Below are 15,057 nucleotides of genomic sequence, written 5' to 3' on the forward strand. Positions count from 1 at the left end.
TCAGATCACCTTCCACTGTTGTTCGGTGCCGCGTGCGGAGCGCACCGGCGTGATGTCCTCGGGGAGCGGCAGACCGGGCGCCGGGTCGGTCACCGGGACCGCGGCGAACACGGCCGAGCCCACTGAGCCGGTGGCGCCGAGCACGGTCACCAGGGGCCGGCCGGTCGGTTCCGTTGTCATGCGGTGCCTCCCAGGGCGGATGGATGCGGTGCGGCCAGGCGCGGGGGCGCCGGTGGCGGTGCGGGCCCGGGGCCTGCCCGAGTCCCGTCCGCCCGATGCTGCTGCCGTCCGATCGGGTGCGGGCGGAGAAGCGCTGGAGGCAGCCGTGGCCCCGGGGCGGTGGGTCACGACTCGACCGGCGCCCGAGTACGGCTGCCTAGCCTCGGCGTGATGCCCGCGCCGCCAGCATCGGGTCGGCGCTTCGTCACCGGCCGCGCGACGGAAACCGGTGTCCCCCCATGGTGAAGTCGGAAGGAAATCCCTGAATGAGTACTGACAAGGTCGCCGCCGGCGGCAACACGACCGGGGCGGGGAAATCCCCTGGCGTGGCCACACTGATCACGGGTCTGACCGCCTTCATGGCGGGGCTCGACAATCTGGTGGTCCTCATCGCGCTGCCCACCATCAGGGACGAGCTCGGTGGCAGCCTGAAGGACCTGGAATGGACGGTGAACGCCTACACGCTGTCGTTCGCCGTGCTGATGATGTTCGGTGCCGCCCTGGGTGACAGGTTCGGGCGCCGCCGGATGTTCATCACCGGTCTGCTGCTGTTCACCGCCGCGTCGGCCGCGGCCGCCCTGGCACCGGGCATCGGCGAGCTGATCGCCGCCCGCGTGGTCCAGGGTGTCGGCGCCGCCATCATCATGCCGCTCTCCCTCACCCTGCTCACCCATGCCGTTCCCGCAGCGAAGCGGGGCGCGGCCCTCGGCATCTACAGCGCGGTCAGCGGACTGTCCATCGCCGGCGGCCCGCTGGTGGGCGGAATCGTCACGCAGCACATCTCCTGGCACTGGATCTTCTGGATCAACGTGCCGGTGGGCCTGCTGCTCGCCCCGGCCGCCTGGCGCGGTCTGGACGAGAGCCGCGGCCCCAACAACCGCCTGGACATTCCGGGTACGGCCCTGATCAGCCTCGGCATCCTCGGCCTGGTCTACGGTCTGATCCGGGCGGGCGACGACGGCTGGGGCTCCCCGCAGGTCCTGGGCCCGTTGGCGGCCGGTGCCCTGCTGGTCGTCGCGTTCGTCCAGTGGGAGCTGCGCAGCAAGGCGCCGATGCTGCCCATGCGCATGTTCCGCAACCGGGCCTTCAGCGCCGTCAACGGCGGCGCCCTGCTGATGGCCTTCGGCATGTACGGCGTGGTCTTCCTCATCACGCAGTTCATGCAGAACATCCAGCACATGACGCCGACGGAGGCGGGCGTGCGGATGCTGGCGTGGACGGCGATGCCGATCGTGGTGGCGCCCGTCGCCGGCATGATGTCCGACCGGATCGGCGGACGTCCCGTGGCGGTCTTCGGACTCGCGATGCTCGCCGCCGGATTCGCCTACTGGGCCCTGGTGCTGAGCCCCGACTCGTCCTACGCCGAGCAACTGCCCGGCTTCCTCCTGGGCGGCGTGGGCGTCGCCTGCTTCTTCGCCCCGCTGTTCACCCTGACGATGAGCTCCGTCGACGTCGCCGAGCAGGGCATCGCCTCCGGCGCGAATTCGGCCGCCCGTGAGCTGGGCGCGCCCCTCGGCGTGACCGTCCTCACCACCGTCTTCACCCACAACGGCGGCTACGCGTCGGGCCAGAACTTCGTCGACGGCTTCGTACCCGCCCTGTGGGTCGGCGCGGCGGCCATGGCGATCGCCGCGGTCGTGATGCTCTTCTCCACCCGGCCCGCCGGTGTGCAGGAGCAGCTCGGCGCCGAACCGGCCCGGGACGCCGTCGAGGCCGAACCGGCCCCCTCGGCGGCCACCCGCTGACAGCTCGTACGCCGACCCGCGGCCCGACACGACGACATCGCGTCGGGCCGCGGGTCGGCAGCACGTCACCTCTCCTCACACCACCGGCAGAAAGGCCGTGCGAGACATGAAGGTTCTCTTCGCAAGCCTCGGAAACTACGGACACGTATTCCCCCTGGTTCCGCTCGCTCAGGCGGCACATGAGGCCGGGCACGAGGTCTGGTTCGCCACCAACGAGCAGTTCCACCCGATCGTCGAGAAGGCGGGGCTGCGGCCGGTCACCAGTGGGCTCACCGTCCCCGAGGCGTTCATAGAGGCGGCCGGCGGCCAGGCGTTCCTGGAGGCCAACGGCGGTGACGTACAGGCCAGTGACGTCCCGCCCGAGGTGCTGGCGGCCCTGGCGGTGAAGGCGTTCGGCTCGGTGCTGCCGCGCAGTGTGTTCGCGGACCTCACCCCGGTCATCGACTCCTTCCGGCCGGACCTGGTCGTCTACGAGAGCCTCAACCCCGGCGCCGCCTTCGCGGCCGCGGCGGCGGGTGTGCCCGCCGTGTCCCAGAGCATCGGCCGGGTCTCGTCCGACCCGCTGATCCCGCAGGAGCTGTTCGCCACGGCGAGCGACCTGGGGGTGGCCGACAAGATCGGCCAGGACGCGACGCTGGGCAACCCGTACATCGACATCTGCCCTCCTGTCGTGCAGAACCAGGAGTTCCTGGCCTCGGGCGTCCAGGTGATCCCGCAGCGGCCCCTCTCCTACAGCGAGCCGGGCGAGCTGCCCGCGAGTGTCACCCAGGGGGAGGGCCCTCTGGTCTATCTGAGCTTCGGCACCGTGGTCGGCTCCGCGGAGCTGCTGCGCACCGTGATCGACGGCCTGCTGCCGTTGGACGTACGGGTCCTCGTCGCGACGAGTGCTCTGGTGGACCCGGCCGAGCTGGGTGAGCTGCCGGACCGGGTCGTCGCGCTGCCCTGGGTGCCGCAGGCCGAGGCACTGCGGTACGCCACCGCCATCGTCCACCACGGCGGTCACGGCACCACGCTGGCCTCGCTGGCCGCGGGCCTGCCCCAGCTGATCCTGCCGCGGGAGAGCGACGGCCTCGGCAACGCGCCCGCGGTGCAGGCGACCGGAGCGGGCCGCCTGCTGCTCGGCGAGGACGTGACCGCCGAGGCGGTGGAGGCCGAGGTGCGCAGCCTGTTGACCGACGGTGCGCACCAGGAGGCGGCCCGCAAGGTGGCCCGCGAGATCGCGGCCCTGCCCGGGCAGGCCGACACGGTCGCGAGGTTCCCCGAGTTCGTCGGCTGACCGTCCCGCTACGCACTGTGCCCCACGCTCATCTGTGAGCGTGGGGCACAGTGCGTAGCGGGCGCGGTGGACGGTGGCCCGGCTCGTTCAGGACTGCGCGAGCGCCGCCGGGTCGACCCCCAGCTGCCGGAAGAGGTCGTCCATGTTCAGCTGGTCCCAGTGCTCGGCGAGCAGCCCGTCCTCCACCCTCCAGATGTCGATGGACTGGAAGCCCACCGAGCGGCCGGTCGCCGGTATGCCGAGGAACGTGCCCTGGTGGGTCGCGGTGTACTCCAGGCGGGCGGCCACCCGGTCCCCTTCCGCGATGACGTCGTGCAGCACGGCCTTCAGGTCGGGGAAGGCGGTGAACACCTGCACCCAGAAAGCCTGGTTGGCCTCGATGCCGTCGGCCACCACAGGGTTGTGGTCGATGTGCCCGGACGCCGTGTGCTCCGGCATGGTGCTGATGTCATGGCTGTTGATCATGTCCACGAAGCTCTGGACCAGAGCGTGGTGATTCCTCGACATGCCGGCCTCTCTTGGCGTGGTGGGAGAAGAACGATGAAGTCGAAGCATCGCCATCCGCGGTCGAATCCCCCTGGAGCAGGGGCCCGGGCGCGCGGTCACGGCGGGCATCGGTGCGCTCCAGCGGAGCGCGAGGGACAGGCGAGGGAGGCGGCCTAGCGTCGGTTTTCGAACCGAACCAGCCACTGTCTCAAGGAGCCTCCATGGCCACCGAGGTGCACGCGTTCACCCTGCCCGGCGCGGACCTTCCGCAGCCCGACGCCGAGCTGCGCAAGCGGCGCGAGGCGGTCGTCATCGAGCACACCGTCGCCGAGGGTGCCTGGGACATCGACGGGGTGCTCGCGACGTTCCCGCGGGGCGGCGTGTACAAGGTCATACCGTTCGAGGAGGGCCCGCTGATCGGCGAAGAGGCCATCAAGAAGGGCTACTTCGCCGAGCTGGAGAAGGCCTTCCCGGTCGCCGACCACGGTCTGACCCACGTCCACCACACGCCGACCGCGGTGATCGTGGAGGCGCAGTTCCGGGCCAAGCAGGAGGCGGACTGGCGGGGCATCCCCCACCGCGGCAAGACCGTCGACGCCCCCGTGGCGATCTTCTTCCACTTCGACGGCGACGTGCTGCTCGACAAGACGCTCCACTTCGACATGGCCACCTTCGCCCGTCAGCTCGCCTGACCCCCACGAAGCCGGCTCGTCCGTCATGGCCCGCAAAGTTGAAAGGAAGTAGCAGGATGCAGCCCGAGGTGAACGGTGGTACCGAGGACTTCCTGGCGTCGGCGATGGTGTCGAAGTCCCCGCTGACCCCCGACCCGGACGCCTTCCTCAAGGAACGGGAGCAGTCCGCCTCGTACGAGGTCGAACGGGTGCCACTGGCCTCGCTCCCGAATTGGCACCTCGGTGACCGGCTCAGCCGCGCGGACGGCAAGTTCTTCACGGTGGAAGGGCTCTCCATACGGACGGATTTCGGACCCGTGCCGCAGTGGACCCAGCCGATCATCGTCCAGCCGGAGATCGGCATCCTGGGGATCCTCGCCAAGCGGTTCGACGGCGTGCTCCACTTCCTCATGCAGGCGAAGATGGAGCCGGGGAACACCACCTTCGTCCAGTACGCGGCGACCGTCCAGGCGACCCAGAGCAACTACCAGCGCGTCCACGGCGGCAGAGCCACCCCGTACCTGGACTACTTCCTGGAGGGCACGCGGCGACGTGTCCTGTTCGACCAACTCCTGTCCGAGCACGGCTTCTGGTACCTGTACAAGAGGAACCGGAACATGATCGTCGAGGTGCCCGAGGACGAGGAAGTACCGGTCGAGGACGATTTCACCTGGCTCACTCTGGGCCAGGTGCGCCAGCAGCTCACGCAGGGCAACGGCGTCAACATGAATGCCCGCACCGTGCTTTCCGGAATAGCCTACGGCGCTGCCGACGGCGACCCGCTGCCCTACGCCGAGCAGCCCGACGCCTTCCACGCCGAGCTCCTGACGTCGCATCGGTCGCCGTCGTCGGCGGCCGACCTTCCCGGTGCGCTGACGTGGCTCTTCGACCAGAAAGCGAAGTTCAGCCTGGACGCCAGGCGGATCAGCCTGCGGGACATGGACGAATGGATCTGCGACGACGACAGCATCCGCCATCGCGACGGCCGCATCTTCGACATCATCGGCATGTCGGTCCAGGCGACGAGCCGGGAGGTCGGCACGTGGTGGCAGCCCATGCTCGAACCCCGCCCCGGAAACGTCGTGGCCCTGATCTGCCAACGGCGGGCCGGAGTACTGCAGTTCCTGGTCCAGGCCATGGTCCAGCCGGGCCTGACGGACCGTCTCGAACTCGCACCCACCGTGCAGTTCTCCCCGGGCTACCACCGCGGCCCTCAGGACTTCCCGCCGCTGACGGAGTACCTCGACGCACCCGCGTCCTGGATCCGGCTGGACGCCGTCCAGTCGGAGGACGGCGGCCGCTTCTCCCAGGCGGACACGCGCCACCTGGTCGTCGAACTCCCCGAGGACCACGAGATCGAGGCGCCGGAGAACTACCGCTGGATGACCCTCGGTCTGCTCAACCGCCTGACCCAGATCGGATACCACGTCAACGTCGAGGCCCGGAGCCTGGCCGCATGTCTGCTCTGACGACCGGCGGCCCGCTCCCCGAACCGAACCCCGCCCGGATGCTGGAGGCAGCGCTGTGACCGTGAACTCCCCGCTCATCGTGGTGCTGGGCGCCGCGGGCTTCGTCGGATCCGCCGTGTTCCGCGAGCTGGCACAGCACCCGGTCCGGATACGGGCCGTCTCCCGCAGGAAGTGCCCTGTCCCCGAGGACGCCCGTGCCGACATCGAGGTGCTCTCCGCGGATCTGACCGAGCCCGGCCAGATGGCCGCCGCCGTCGCCGGCGCCGATGTCGTCATCCACTCCCTGGCGTACATCGCAGGGGCGTCCACCTGGCGCATCGCGGAGGGCGACACGGGCGCCGAACGCGTCCACGTGGGCCTGATGCAGGACCTGCTGCGCGCCCTTGGCGACCGCGCCGATTCCCAGGCGCCCCCGATCGTCCTGTTCACCGGATCGGTCACGGCGGCCGGCCCTTCGGACAAGGAGGTCCTGGACGGCACCGAACCCGACCGGCCCAAGGGATATTACGAACGGCTGAAACTCGAGGCGGAGCGACTGCTGTTGGAGGCCGACGCGGCGGGAACGGTGCGTGGCGCCTGCCTGCGCCTGACCACGGTGTACGGCTACAGCGCCGGGTCCACCGCCCGGGACAAGGGCATCGTCTCCACGATGACGCGCCGCGCGGTGGCCGGCGAGCCCCTGACCATGTGGCACGACGGAACGGTCCGCCGCGACCTGCTCCACGCCGATGATGCCGCCCGCGCCTTCTGGGCCGCCATCCCCCGCATGGACGTGCTCGCGGGAAAGCGCTGGCTGCTGGGCACCGGCCAAGGGGCCCCGCTCGGGCCCCTGTTCACCAGGGTCTCCGCGCTGGTCGCCGAACAGACGGGCAAGGAACCGGTGCCGGTGGTCTCCGTGGAACCGCCGGAGTACGCCGAGGCCATCGACTTCCGGAGCGCGACCATCGACTCCTCCGCGTTCCGGGCCGCCACCGGCTGGAAGCCGCAGGTGTCCCTCGAGGAGGGCCTGCGCCTGACGACGGAGTTCTGCTCCAGCGGCCGAGAGGCAGAACTGTCCTGAGCCTGTTGGTGCGTAAGCGTTCATCCCTGAAGGAGGAGAAGGTCGCGTGATCTACACACAGCTGGGCCGTACCGGTCTGCGGGTCAGCAGGCTGGCCCTCGGCACCGTCAACTTCGGTGGCCGGGTGGAGGAGCCGGAGGCGCACCGCCTCATGGACCATTCCCTGGAGCGGGGCATCAATCTGGTCGACACCGCCAACATCTACGGCTGGCGCGTCCACAAGGGCCACACCGAGGAAGTCATCGGCCGGTGGCTCGACAAGAACCCCGCCCGCCGCGACCAGGTCGTCCTGACGACCAAGGTCGGCGACCCGATGGGCGAGGGCCCGAACGACCACGGCCTGTCGGCCCGCAACATCGTCGCGGCCTGCGAGGCATCGCTCAAGCGGCTGGGCACGGACTGGATCGACGTGTACCAGATGCATCACCTCGACCGGTCCGTGGGCTGGGACGAGGTCTGGCAGGCCATGGACCTCCTGGTCGCCCAGGGCAAGGTGCGCTACGTCGGCTCGTCCAACTTCGCCGGCTGGGACATCGCGTCCGCGCAGGCTGTCGCGCAGCGCAGGAACAGCCTGGGCCTGGTCACCGAGCAGTGCGTCTACAACCTGGTCACCCGGTACACGGAGCTCGAGGTGATTCCCGCCGCCCAGGCGTACGGACTCGGTCTCTTCGTCTGGTCACCGCTGCACGGCGGCCTGCTCAGCGGCGTGCTCCGCAAGATGCGGACCAACTCCGCCGTCAAGTCCGCGCAGGGCCGCGCGGCGCAGGCCCTGGACGCGCAGTACGAGACCATCGAGGCCTACGAGAAGCTCTGTGCCGAGCACGGCCTGGACCCGGCGGTGGTCGGCATGGCCTGGACGCTGTCCCGCCCCGGTGTGACGGGTGTGGTGATCGGGCCCCGGACGGAGCAGCACATCGAGGGCGCGCTCGAAGCTCTGGAGTGCGAGCTGCCGAAGTCCCTGCTGACCGAGCTCGACGTACTCTTCCCGCCGGTCGGTCGAGGCGGCCCCGCCCCCGACTGCTGGCTGACCTGACCTCAAGCGCCGAACGGTTGCCGCGGCCCCGCCGAGCCGATGCCCGGCGGGGCCGCGGAGCGCTCCTGGGACGTCAGGCGGCGGTGGCGCGGACCCGGCGCATGGTGCGCGCGTACAGCGGGGGCCCCAGCAGGCGCCATACCAGGCGGACGGGTGCGGGCACGTTGCCGAGCATGACCGCGCGTTCGCGCTCGTCGGCGTCCTCCATGACCATGCCGAAGAACTTGAGCAGCTTGGACTTGGGGGTGTGCTGCGCGAAGTGATCCCCGAGCGCGCCGAACTCCTCGGCGGTGAGCCACTGTTCGGCGAGGGGCAGCAGGTGTGCCTCCTCGTCGTCGAGGTGCTCGACCAGCACGGTGCGGTGCTTCTCGATCGCGGCCACGAGCCGGTCGCGAATCTCCGCGTCCGCCGTGGGGGCCCACTGGGTGACCAGGTCGTTGGCCTCGTCGAGGGTCTCGACGACTCGCTCGTGCTCGGCCTCCATGCGCAGGACGACCTCGCTCTCGGACCCGATCCGGGCGAGCATCAGCGGCCACAGCAGCTCGTCCTCGCCCTCGTGGTGGTTGATCAGTCCGATGCGCAGGTCGGCGAAGTGTTCGGCGAGGACGGCGGCGCGCTTGACGTCCCCCGGGGCGACCGCGGCGATCATCTCGCCGAGCAGCCTGAGTTCCCGGCGGAAGGCACGGTGGACGATCGCCATCTCCTGGGCGTCGAACCCGCCGAACCCGGAGTCGCTCCCGGGAGCGGGGGACCGGCCGGACGCGGACGAGGTCATGGGCGTGTTCCTTTCGTGGGGGTCACCGGACTCGGGAACCGGGATGGTCTCCAGCTTGCCCTGGACGCACTTGAGTTCCGCTGGAGCCGCCGGCGAGGGGCGTCGCTTCCCGGGCATGGCCGACACCCCTCACGTCAGCGGGCCCGCGGACCGCGCACGCACCGCTCCACCCGGTCTTGAGCAGCGGCTTCTACCGTCGTCACCATGGATCTCAGTGGCCTGGAAATCAGTGAACTCGCCCTCCGGGACGTGTTCCTGGTCTCGCCCCGCGCCGTCGAGGAGGACGTCGTGGTCCGCTACGAGGCGTTCCGCCAGGACTCCGTCGAGGAAGCGATCGGACGCCCCTTCCCGATCCGGTACAGCGATCTGTCGGTCGCGCGGCGCCGGGTGCTGCGCGGCATCCACGGCACCACCGGCCCGGACAGCCGCGCCAGACTGGTCGGTTGTGTGCGGGGCGCCGCCGTCCACGTCGTGGTGGACCTGCGCGTCGGGTCCCCGGACTTCGGCCGGTACGAGACGGTCTGGCTGGACCACCGCGCCGCGTCCTCGGTGTTCGTGCCCGAGGGCTTCGGCCACGCCTGGCTCGCCCTGGAGGACGACACGGTCGTCGCCTGCCACAGCTCCCGGCCGTACACGGCGGACGCCGGGTACACGGTCAGCGCCCTCGACCCGGCCCTCGCCCTGCCGTGGGGGCTCGCCGAGGCGCCGGTGATGACCGACGACGACCTGGCCGCGCCCACCGCCCAGGAGGCGCTGGCCGGCGGACTCCTGCCGGCCTACGAGGACTGCCTCGCGCTGTACGGCCGCGCCGCGTTCACCACCGACTGAGCCCCCGAGGATCCGGCTCCTTCCCCCCGCCGGACCGCAGGCCCCGCGTGTCATGAGGACACACGGGGCCTGCGTCGTGTCCGGACGTTTTCCGGCCGGCGGCGGCTTGCCCCGCGGTCCATGAATCGGTCACACCCCGAGCAGGACGGAAGCACCCGGCAGAGGAGGAGTGACGCACTGTCCGCTCGGGCGGGCCGCATGGGAGTTTCGAGATCCGATGACAGAGACAAAGGGGGCCCGTATGCGAATCTTCGTTCTGGGGTCTTTGGATGCCGAGCTGAGGGGCGTTCCGATCCTGCCCACCGCGGCGAAGCCACGGCAGATTCTGACGCTGCTCGCCATCTACGCCAACCAGGTCCTGCCGGTGTCCGCGCTGATGGAGGAGATCTGGGGTGACGCCCCGCCGCGCAGCGCGCTCACCACGCTGCAGACGTACATCCTCCAGCTCCGCCGCTGCATGGAGAACGCGCTGGACGGAGAGCCCGGCGGCTCCAAGGAGCTGCTGCTGACCCGGCACGGGGGATACCTCCTGCACGCGGAGCCGGGCAGCATCGACGTGCACGAGTACGACCGGCTGTCCCTGCTCGGCCAGCGCGCCTTCGACCGGGCCGACAACCACGAAGCGGCGCGGCTGTTCCGGGAGGCCCTCGCCCTGTGGCGGGGCCCGGCCCTGGTCGACGTACGCACCGGGCCGCTGCTCGAGATCGAGGCGATGCGGCTGGAGGAGAGCCGTCTCGGGGTGCTGGAGCGGCGCAACGACGTCGAGCTGCGGCTCGGCCGCCATGCCGAACTGCTCACCGAGCTCACCGCGCTGACCGCCCGGCACCCGCTGCACGAGGGCCTGCACGCCCAGTCCATGGTGGCGTTCTACCGGGCCGGGCGCCCCTCCGCCGCGCTCGATGTCTTCCAGAACCTGCGCACCCACCTCGTGGAGGAGCTGGGCATCGAACCCTCACAGCGTCTGCAGCGTCTGCAACGGGCCGTGCTCGGCAGCGATCCGGCGCTGGACGTCGACCCCGGTACCGGGCGGGTCCTCGACCGCTTCACCGGGTGACTGCCTAGGGGGGAGCCGTGCGAGTGCTGTTTTCTGGGGGCCTCGGCATGCCGGCCGTACTGCGACTGATCCTGCTCGCCAGGGCGGTGCAGGCGGCCGGCAATGAGGTCCGTTTCTGCTGTCCGGCCCGGGGACGCCAGCGGGTGGCCCGGGCCGGACTCGTGCCGGTGCTGGCCGGCCCGCAGGAGTTCGGCCGGGCCTGGCGGCCCGACCTGGTGGTCCACGATCCGCTGTGCCCCGAATCCACCGCCATGGCGGCCGCGTCCGGGGTGCCCACCGTCGGCTATCTTCCGTACGCCCACACGCCGTTGGCGCCGCGGCCGACCGTCTGGATCGATCCCTGTCCGCCGCCGCTGCGGGCACGTCCGGAGCCCGGGGCCTGGCACGTGCGCTGTGACGCCTACGAGCTGCCCGGAAAGCCGACGCCCGCGCTCACCGGGCTGTCGCTGCTGCCGCGCGTCTGCATCGCCGGGGTGCCCACCGGCACCCGGCCCGAGGACCGGCGCCGCGCGCGGCTCTTCCGCCGGGTCGCCGAGGGCGTCGAGAGCCTCGGTCTGCAACTCCTCGTGCTGACCGGCGACGACCACCCCTGGAGCCTGCTGCTGCCCGGCTGCGTCGGCGTCGTGCACGGCGGGGACGAGGGGGTCGTGTACGCGGCAGCCCGGTTCGGCGTCTCCCAGCTGGTGCTGCCGGCGGGGGACGAGGAGCGGCGGGCCGGGGCGCGCCTGGAGGAGGCCGGCATCGGCCGTTGCCTCTCCGACGAGGAACTGGCGGGCGACCCCAGCATGCTGCGGCTGCGCTTCCACCTCGCCGAGCTGGTCAACGGCGGCCGGGTGCTGCCCGAAGCGGCCCGGCTGGGCCGGACGATCGCCCGCATGCCACGGCCGGCGGACCTCGTCCCGGGGATCGAGGCGCTGGTGCGTTGATGCGCTGACGCGCTGCCGCGCCGACGTCGGGCCGGCAGGGCGTCGGCGCTCAGCGCGTCCGGGCCTCAGCGCGTCCGGGAGAAGGGAAAGAGTCAGGAGTGTTGACGGGCCCGTGCCGCCGGGGGAAGTACGGCACGGGCCCGTCGGTACGGACGCCCCGAGGACGGGCCTCCCGGCCGACGGACGGCGTCCGTGCGGTGAACAGGAGGCCGCTCTCCGGACGGCCGGGACAGGGCCCCAGTCTGCCGACCGGGTCTGGAAAACGGCTCGAACGCAGGTCGGCAGAGCGTGCGCCGGTCAGCGCGATCCGTCGGGACGGTCCGGGGTGAGCCGCGCCGGCGCCGTCCAGGTGAGGCCGATCGACTCGCAGGAGGTGGCGGGGCCGGCCCAGGGGTCCTCGCCGTGGATGTCGAGGATCTGCTCGCGCAGCCACAGGTCGAAGGGGTGCTTCGACTCCGCCCAGCGCTTCCTGGTCCGCTCCGGGTCCGCGCTCTCGAAGTACACGATCACGTAGTCCCGGTCGGGCCGCGGGTCGATGCGGAACACCTCGTGGGTGATGCCCAGCCGCCGCCGGGAGGCCTCGTACTCGCGCCGGCGCGGCCCCTGCAGCTCCTTGGTGAGCCGGTCCCAGGCCGGCGGCTTGCCGTTGCCCAGCGGCACGGTGCGCATCACGGACCGGGCGCCCTCCGCGGTGCGCCGGCCGCCCTTGCGGGGCGCCAGCATCCGCATGCCGAGCGCGGCGAACATGTTGGACGCCACACCGTGCGCCCAGCGCTCGGCGATCCGGCCCTCCTCGTCGAACCGCCAGGTGACGATGCCGACGGAGAGGAACGAACGGCCGGTGGGCGCGATGCCGAGCAGCTCGCCCAGGTGCGTGCCGCGCCAGGTGTTGTGGATGACGACCATGTCGTCGTGGGCGCTGATGTCCTCGATGGTGACGTGGAAGTCGGGGAACGCCTCACGCAGTCCGGCGATGGTGTACTTCACGCCCTCGGCGCCCTCGGGCGCGCCCGGCAGGCCCTCGTGGTCGACGACGTCCGGCCGGTAGAGCTCGTCCACGAGCGAGAAGTCGCCCTGGTTGACGAACTCGGCGAAGACGCGCCGGATGGTCGCCTTGTTGCGTTCCTCGGTGCTCTCCCACGCTGCCAGCGCCGGATTCGTGGTGGTCGCGGTGGTCACAACAGCGGTCCTCTCTTCGGGGCGGGTACGGGCGCGCTCACACCGCGGTGGCGGCGGAGCCGGAGTTCCAGCGCGTGGCGTAGGCGACGTGTTCGTGCTCCGTGGTGTGCAGGGTGCGGGACCAGCCGAGCTTCAGCACCCGGTCGCGCAGCCAGATGGCGGCCGGGTTCTGCAGGGCGCCCATCACGCCGATGCGGTGCGCGAGCAGCTGCATCGGCCGGGTGCGCTCCTGCCGCTCGGCCTCGTAGGCGCGCAGCGCTCCGGTGACGGAGGCGCCGGGCGCGGCGAGGTGCTCGGCCAGGACGATCGCGTCCTCGACGGCGAGGCAGGCGCCCTGCCCGATGTTGAAGCTGACGGCGTGCGCGGCGTCGCCGAGCAGGGTGACCCGGCCCTGTCCCCAGACGGGGTCGGGCTTGCGGTCCACCACGTCGCCGCGCAGGATGCTCTCCGGCACGGTCGCGTCGAGGATCCGCTGCACGGGGTCGGTCCAGCCGGCGTGCCGGGCGCGCAGCATGTCCAGGGTCTGCTCGGGCGTGCCCTCGTCGCGGCCGCCCGCGGGCCCGTTGGCGACGCTCATCCAGTGCACGACACCGGGGGCGATGTCGTAGTACGTGAAGCGGGTCCCGGGGCCGAACAGGGCCTGGAAGCTGCCGGGCGGGAACTCCTCGGGACTCATTCTGGCGTGGCCGCGCCAGGCGATGTAGCCGGTGTAGTCGGGCGGCTGGGGGCCGAGCAGCTGGCCGCGCACGGCGGAGCGGACGCCGTCGGCGCCGATCAGCAGGTCGCCGTCCTCGGAGGTGCCGTCGGCGAAGTGCAGGCTCACCCCGTCGGCGTGCTCGGTGTACCCGGTGACCTCGGCGCCGGTGACGATGGGCGCGGTCACCGCGTCACGCAGGATGCCGTGCAGGTCGGAGCGGCCGATGGCGACCGTGGGCTGCCCGTAGCGCTCGACGAACTCGCCCACCGGATAGGTGCCGATGGTCCGGCCCTTCGAGGTCGAGAAGTGGCAGACGGACTGGGCGGGGGCGATCTCGGCGACCTGGTCGGCGAGCCCGAGGTGGGCGAGGGCGAGCATGCCGTTGGTGAAGATGTGCAGTCCGGCGCCGCCGTCGCGCAGTTCAGGGGCGCGTTCGAAGACGACGGAGTCGATGCCCTGCTGCTGCAGGGCCAGCGCGGTGGCGATACCGCCGATCCCGCCGCCGGCGATGAGAGCCCGGCGGATGGGACGGAGTGGCTGTACGGACATGGCTTTCTCCCGGAAGTCGGGGCGGATGGCGCGGGGAACGGCGGTTCAGAGGGTGAGCGAGGGCATCTCGGCGGCCGGGTAGCGGTCGCCGGCCGTGATGCCGTACGGGGCGATGGAGTCGATCGCCGCCAGGACGTCGTCGGAGAGCCGAAGGCCGGTCGCCGAGACGTTCTCCTCCAGGTAGGTGCGCCGCTTGGTGCCGGGGATCGCGACGACGTCCTGGCCGCGGGAGAGCACCCAGGCGAGCGCGAGGCGGCCGACGGTGGTGCCGGCCGCGGCGGCGAGATCGCTGAGCTGGTCGACGACGGGCAGGTTCCGGCGGATGTTCTCGTCCTCGAACCGGGGCGCGATACGGCGGAAGTCGAAGCCGCCGTCGGCGATGTCGGAGGTGCCGCGGATGGTGCCGCTCAGGAATCCGCGGCCGAGCGGGCTGTAGGCCACGAAGCCGATGCCCAGTTCGCGCACGGTGTCCAGCACGCCGTTGACCTCGACGTCCCGGGTGAACAGCGAGTACTCGGTCTGTACGGCCGTCAGCGGGTGCACCGCGTGGGCGCGCCGGATGGTCGCGGGCGCCGCCTCGGAGATCCCCAGGTGCCGCACGAGCCCGGCCTGCACGAGCTCGGCGAGCGCGCCGAAGGACTCCTCCACGGGGACCTCGGGGTCCACCCGGTGCAGGTAGTAGAGGTCGAGGTGGTCGGTGCCCAGACGGCGCAGGCTGCCCTCGATCGACCGGCGGATGTAGTCGGGGCGGCCGTTGACCCGCCACGTCAGCTGTCCGTCGGCGTCGATCTCGCTGCCCACCTTGGAGGAGAGCACGACCTCGTCGCGGCGCCCGGCGACGACGCGGCCGATCAACTCCTCGTTGGCGTGCGGGCCGTACATGTCGGCGGTGTCCAGCAGAGTGACGCCGAGTTCCAGCGCCCGTTCGAGCGTGGCGACCGCCTCGGTCGTGTCCGTGGCTCCGTACCCGATCGTCATGCCCATGCAGCCGAGCCCCTGGGCGGACACGTCCAGTCCGGGCTTGCCCAACGTCCTTGTTTCGATTCCCACTTGGTGCCTCCTGAAAGTGTGTCTGAATGTCCGGGGTGTC

At 71.3% G+C, this 15,057-nt stretch carries 15 protein-coding genes; 9 read left to right on the forward strand and 6 right to left on the reverse strand.

All coding sequences use genetic code 11. The features are described from left to right. Nucleotides 1-180, reverse strand: a complete 180-nt coding sequence (locus ACVHNB_RS09880) for a hypothetical protein (protein WP_428951766.1) — start codon at nucleotides 178-180, stop codon at nucleotides 1-3. A 398-nt stretch (nucleotides 181-578) separates the two neighbouring features. Here ACVHNB_RS09880 and ACVHNB_RS09885 point away from each other — a divergent pair, with 398 nt between their 5' ends. Further along, nucleotides 579-1,964: a DHA2 family efflux MFS transporter permease subunit gene (locus ACVHNB_RS09885; protein WP_428957513.1), complete on the forward strand. Its 1,386-nt coding sequence runs from the start codon at nucleotides 579-581 to the stop codon at nucleotides 1,962-1,964. Nucleotides 1,965-2,070: 106 nt separating this feature from the next. Next, nucleotides 2,071-3,240 carry a glycosyltransferase gene (locus ACVHNB_RS09890; protein ID WP_428951765.1) on the forward strand — a complete coding sequence of 390 codons (1,170 nt, stop codon included), beginning with the start codon at nucleotides 2,071-2,073 and terminating at the stop codon, nucleotides 3,238-3,240. Nucleotides 3,241-3,327: 87 nt separating this feature from the next. On the opposite strand, the gene ACVHNB_RS09895 is transcribed toward ACVHNB_RS09890, so the two are convergent. Continuing rightward, on the reverse strand, nucleotides 3,328-3,747 hold the full coding sequence (locus ACVHNB_RS09895; protein WP_428951764.1) for an ester cyclase: 420 nt from the start codon (nucleotides 3,745-3,747) through the stop codon (nucleotides 3,328-3,330). A 200-nt stretch (nucleotides 3,748-3,947) separates the two neighbouring features. On the opposite strand from ACVHNB_RS09895, the gene ACVHNB_RS09900 reads away from it, so the two are divergent. The 4 genes from ACVHNB_RS09900 to ACVHNB_RS09915 are packed head-to-tail and all read left to right on the forward strand — an operon-like array spanning nucleotide 3,948 to nucleotide 7,959. Beyond that, nucleotides 3,948-4,418, forward strand: a complete 471-nt coding sequence (locus ACVHNB_RS09900; protein ID WP_428951763.1) for a nuclear transport factor 2 family protein — start codon at nucleotides 3,948-3,950, stop codon at nucleotides 4,416-4,418. 56 nt (nucleotides 4,419-4,474) lie between these two features. Beyond that, on the forward strand, nucleotides 4,475-5,866 hold the full coding sequence (locus tag ACVHNB_RS09905) for an NDP-hexose 2,3-dehydratase family protein (protein ID WP_428951762.1): 1,392 nt from the start codon (nucleotides 4,475-4,477) through the stop codon (nucleotides 5,864-5,866). 55 nt (nucleotides 5,867-5,921) lie between these two features. Beyond that, the gene (locus ACVHNB_RS09910; RefSeq protein WP_428951761.1) at nucleotides 5,922-6,926 is read left to right on the forward strand and encodes an NAD-dependent epimerase/dehydratase family protein; all 1,005 of its coding nucleotides are present in this window, start codon (nucleotides 5,922-5,924) and stop codon (nucleotides 6,924-6,926) included. Nucleotides 6,927-6,972: 46 nt separating this feature from the next. Continuing rightward, on the forward strand, nucleotides 6,973-7,959 hold the full coding sequence (locus tag ACVHNB_RS09915) for an aldo/keto reductase (RefSeq protein WP_456227840.1): 987 nt from the start codon (nucleotides 6,973-6,975) through the stop codon (nucleotides 7,957-7,959). A gap of 73 nt (nucleotides 7,960-8,032) precedes the next feature. Here ACVHNB_RS09915 and ACVHNB_RS09920 read toward each other — a convergent pair whose 3' ends face one another. Continuing rightward, nucleotides 8,033-8,734: a hemerythrin domain-containing protein gene (locus ACVHNB_RS09920; RefSeq protein WP_456227841.1), complete on the reverse strand. Its 702-nt coding sequence runs from the start codon at nucleotides 8,732-8,734 to the stop codon at nucleotides 8,033-8,035. A 204-nt stretch (nucleotides 8,735-8,938) separates the two neighbouring features. Here ACVHNB_RS09920 and ACVHNB_RS09925 point away from each other — a divergent pair, with 204 nt between their 5' ends. From ACVHNB_RS09925 to ACVHNB_RS09935, 3 genes are all read left to right on the forward strand, one after another. Continuing rightward, on the forward strand, nucleotides 8,939-9,562 hold the full coding sequence (locus ACVHNB_RS09925; protein ID WP_428951758.1) for a dTDP-4-dehydrorhamnose 3,5-epimerase family protein: 624 nt from the start codon (nucleotides 8,939-8,941) through the stop codon (nucleotides 9,560-9,562). Nucleotides 9,563-9,803: 241 nt separating this feature from the next. After that, nucleotides 9,804-10,616, forward strand: coding sequence for an AfsR/SARP family transcriptional regulator (locus tag ACVHNB_RS09930; protein ID WP_428951757.1), 813 nt, complete (start codon nucleotides 9,804-9,806; stop codon nucleotides 10,614-10,616). A gap of 47 nt (nucleotides 10,617-10,663) precedes the next feature. Continuing rightward, complete coding sequence (locus ACVHNB_RS09935) at nucleotides 10,664-11,542, forward strand: glycosyltransferase (protein WP_456227842.1); 879 nt, start codon at nucleotides 10,664-10,666, stop codon at nucleotides 11,540-11,542. 297 nt (nucleotides 11,543-11,839) lie between these two features. Here ACVHNB_RS09935 and ACVHNB_RS09940 read toward each other — a convergent pair whose 3' ends face one another. Genes ACVHNB_RS09940 through ACVHNB_RS09950 form a run of 3 tightly spaced genes read right to left on the reverse strand, consistent with a single transcriptional unit; the run spans nucleotide 11,840 to nucleotide 15,011 of the window. Continuing rightward, entirely contained in the window at nucleotides 11,840-12,721 is an 882-nt protein-coding gene (locus ACVHNB_RS09940; RefSeq protein ID WP_428951755.1) for an ester cyclase, read from the reverse strand. Nucleotides 12,722-12,758: 37 nt separating this feature from the next. Further along, the gene (locus ACVHNB_RS09945; protein ID WP_428951754.1) at nucleotides 12,759-13,967 is read right to left on the reverse strand and encodes an FAD-dependent monooxygenase; all 1,209 of its coding nucleotides are present in this window, start codon (nucleotides 13,965-13,967) and stop codon (nucleotides 12,759-12,761) included. Nucleotides 13,968-14,012: 45 nt separating this feature from the next. Next, a complete protein-coding gene (locus ACVHNB_RS09950) occupies nucleotides 14,013-15,011 on the reverse strand; it encodes an aldo/keto reductase (protein WP_428957512.1) in 999 nt (332 codons plus the stop codon). Between the last annotated feature and the right edge of the window lie 46 nt (nucleotides 15,012-15,057).

This window comes from Streptomyces sp. YJ-C3 (assembly GCF_053891275.1).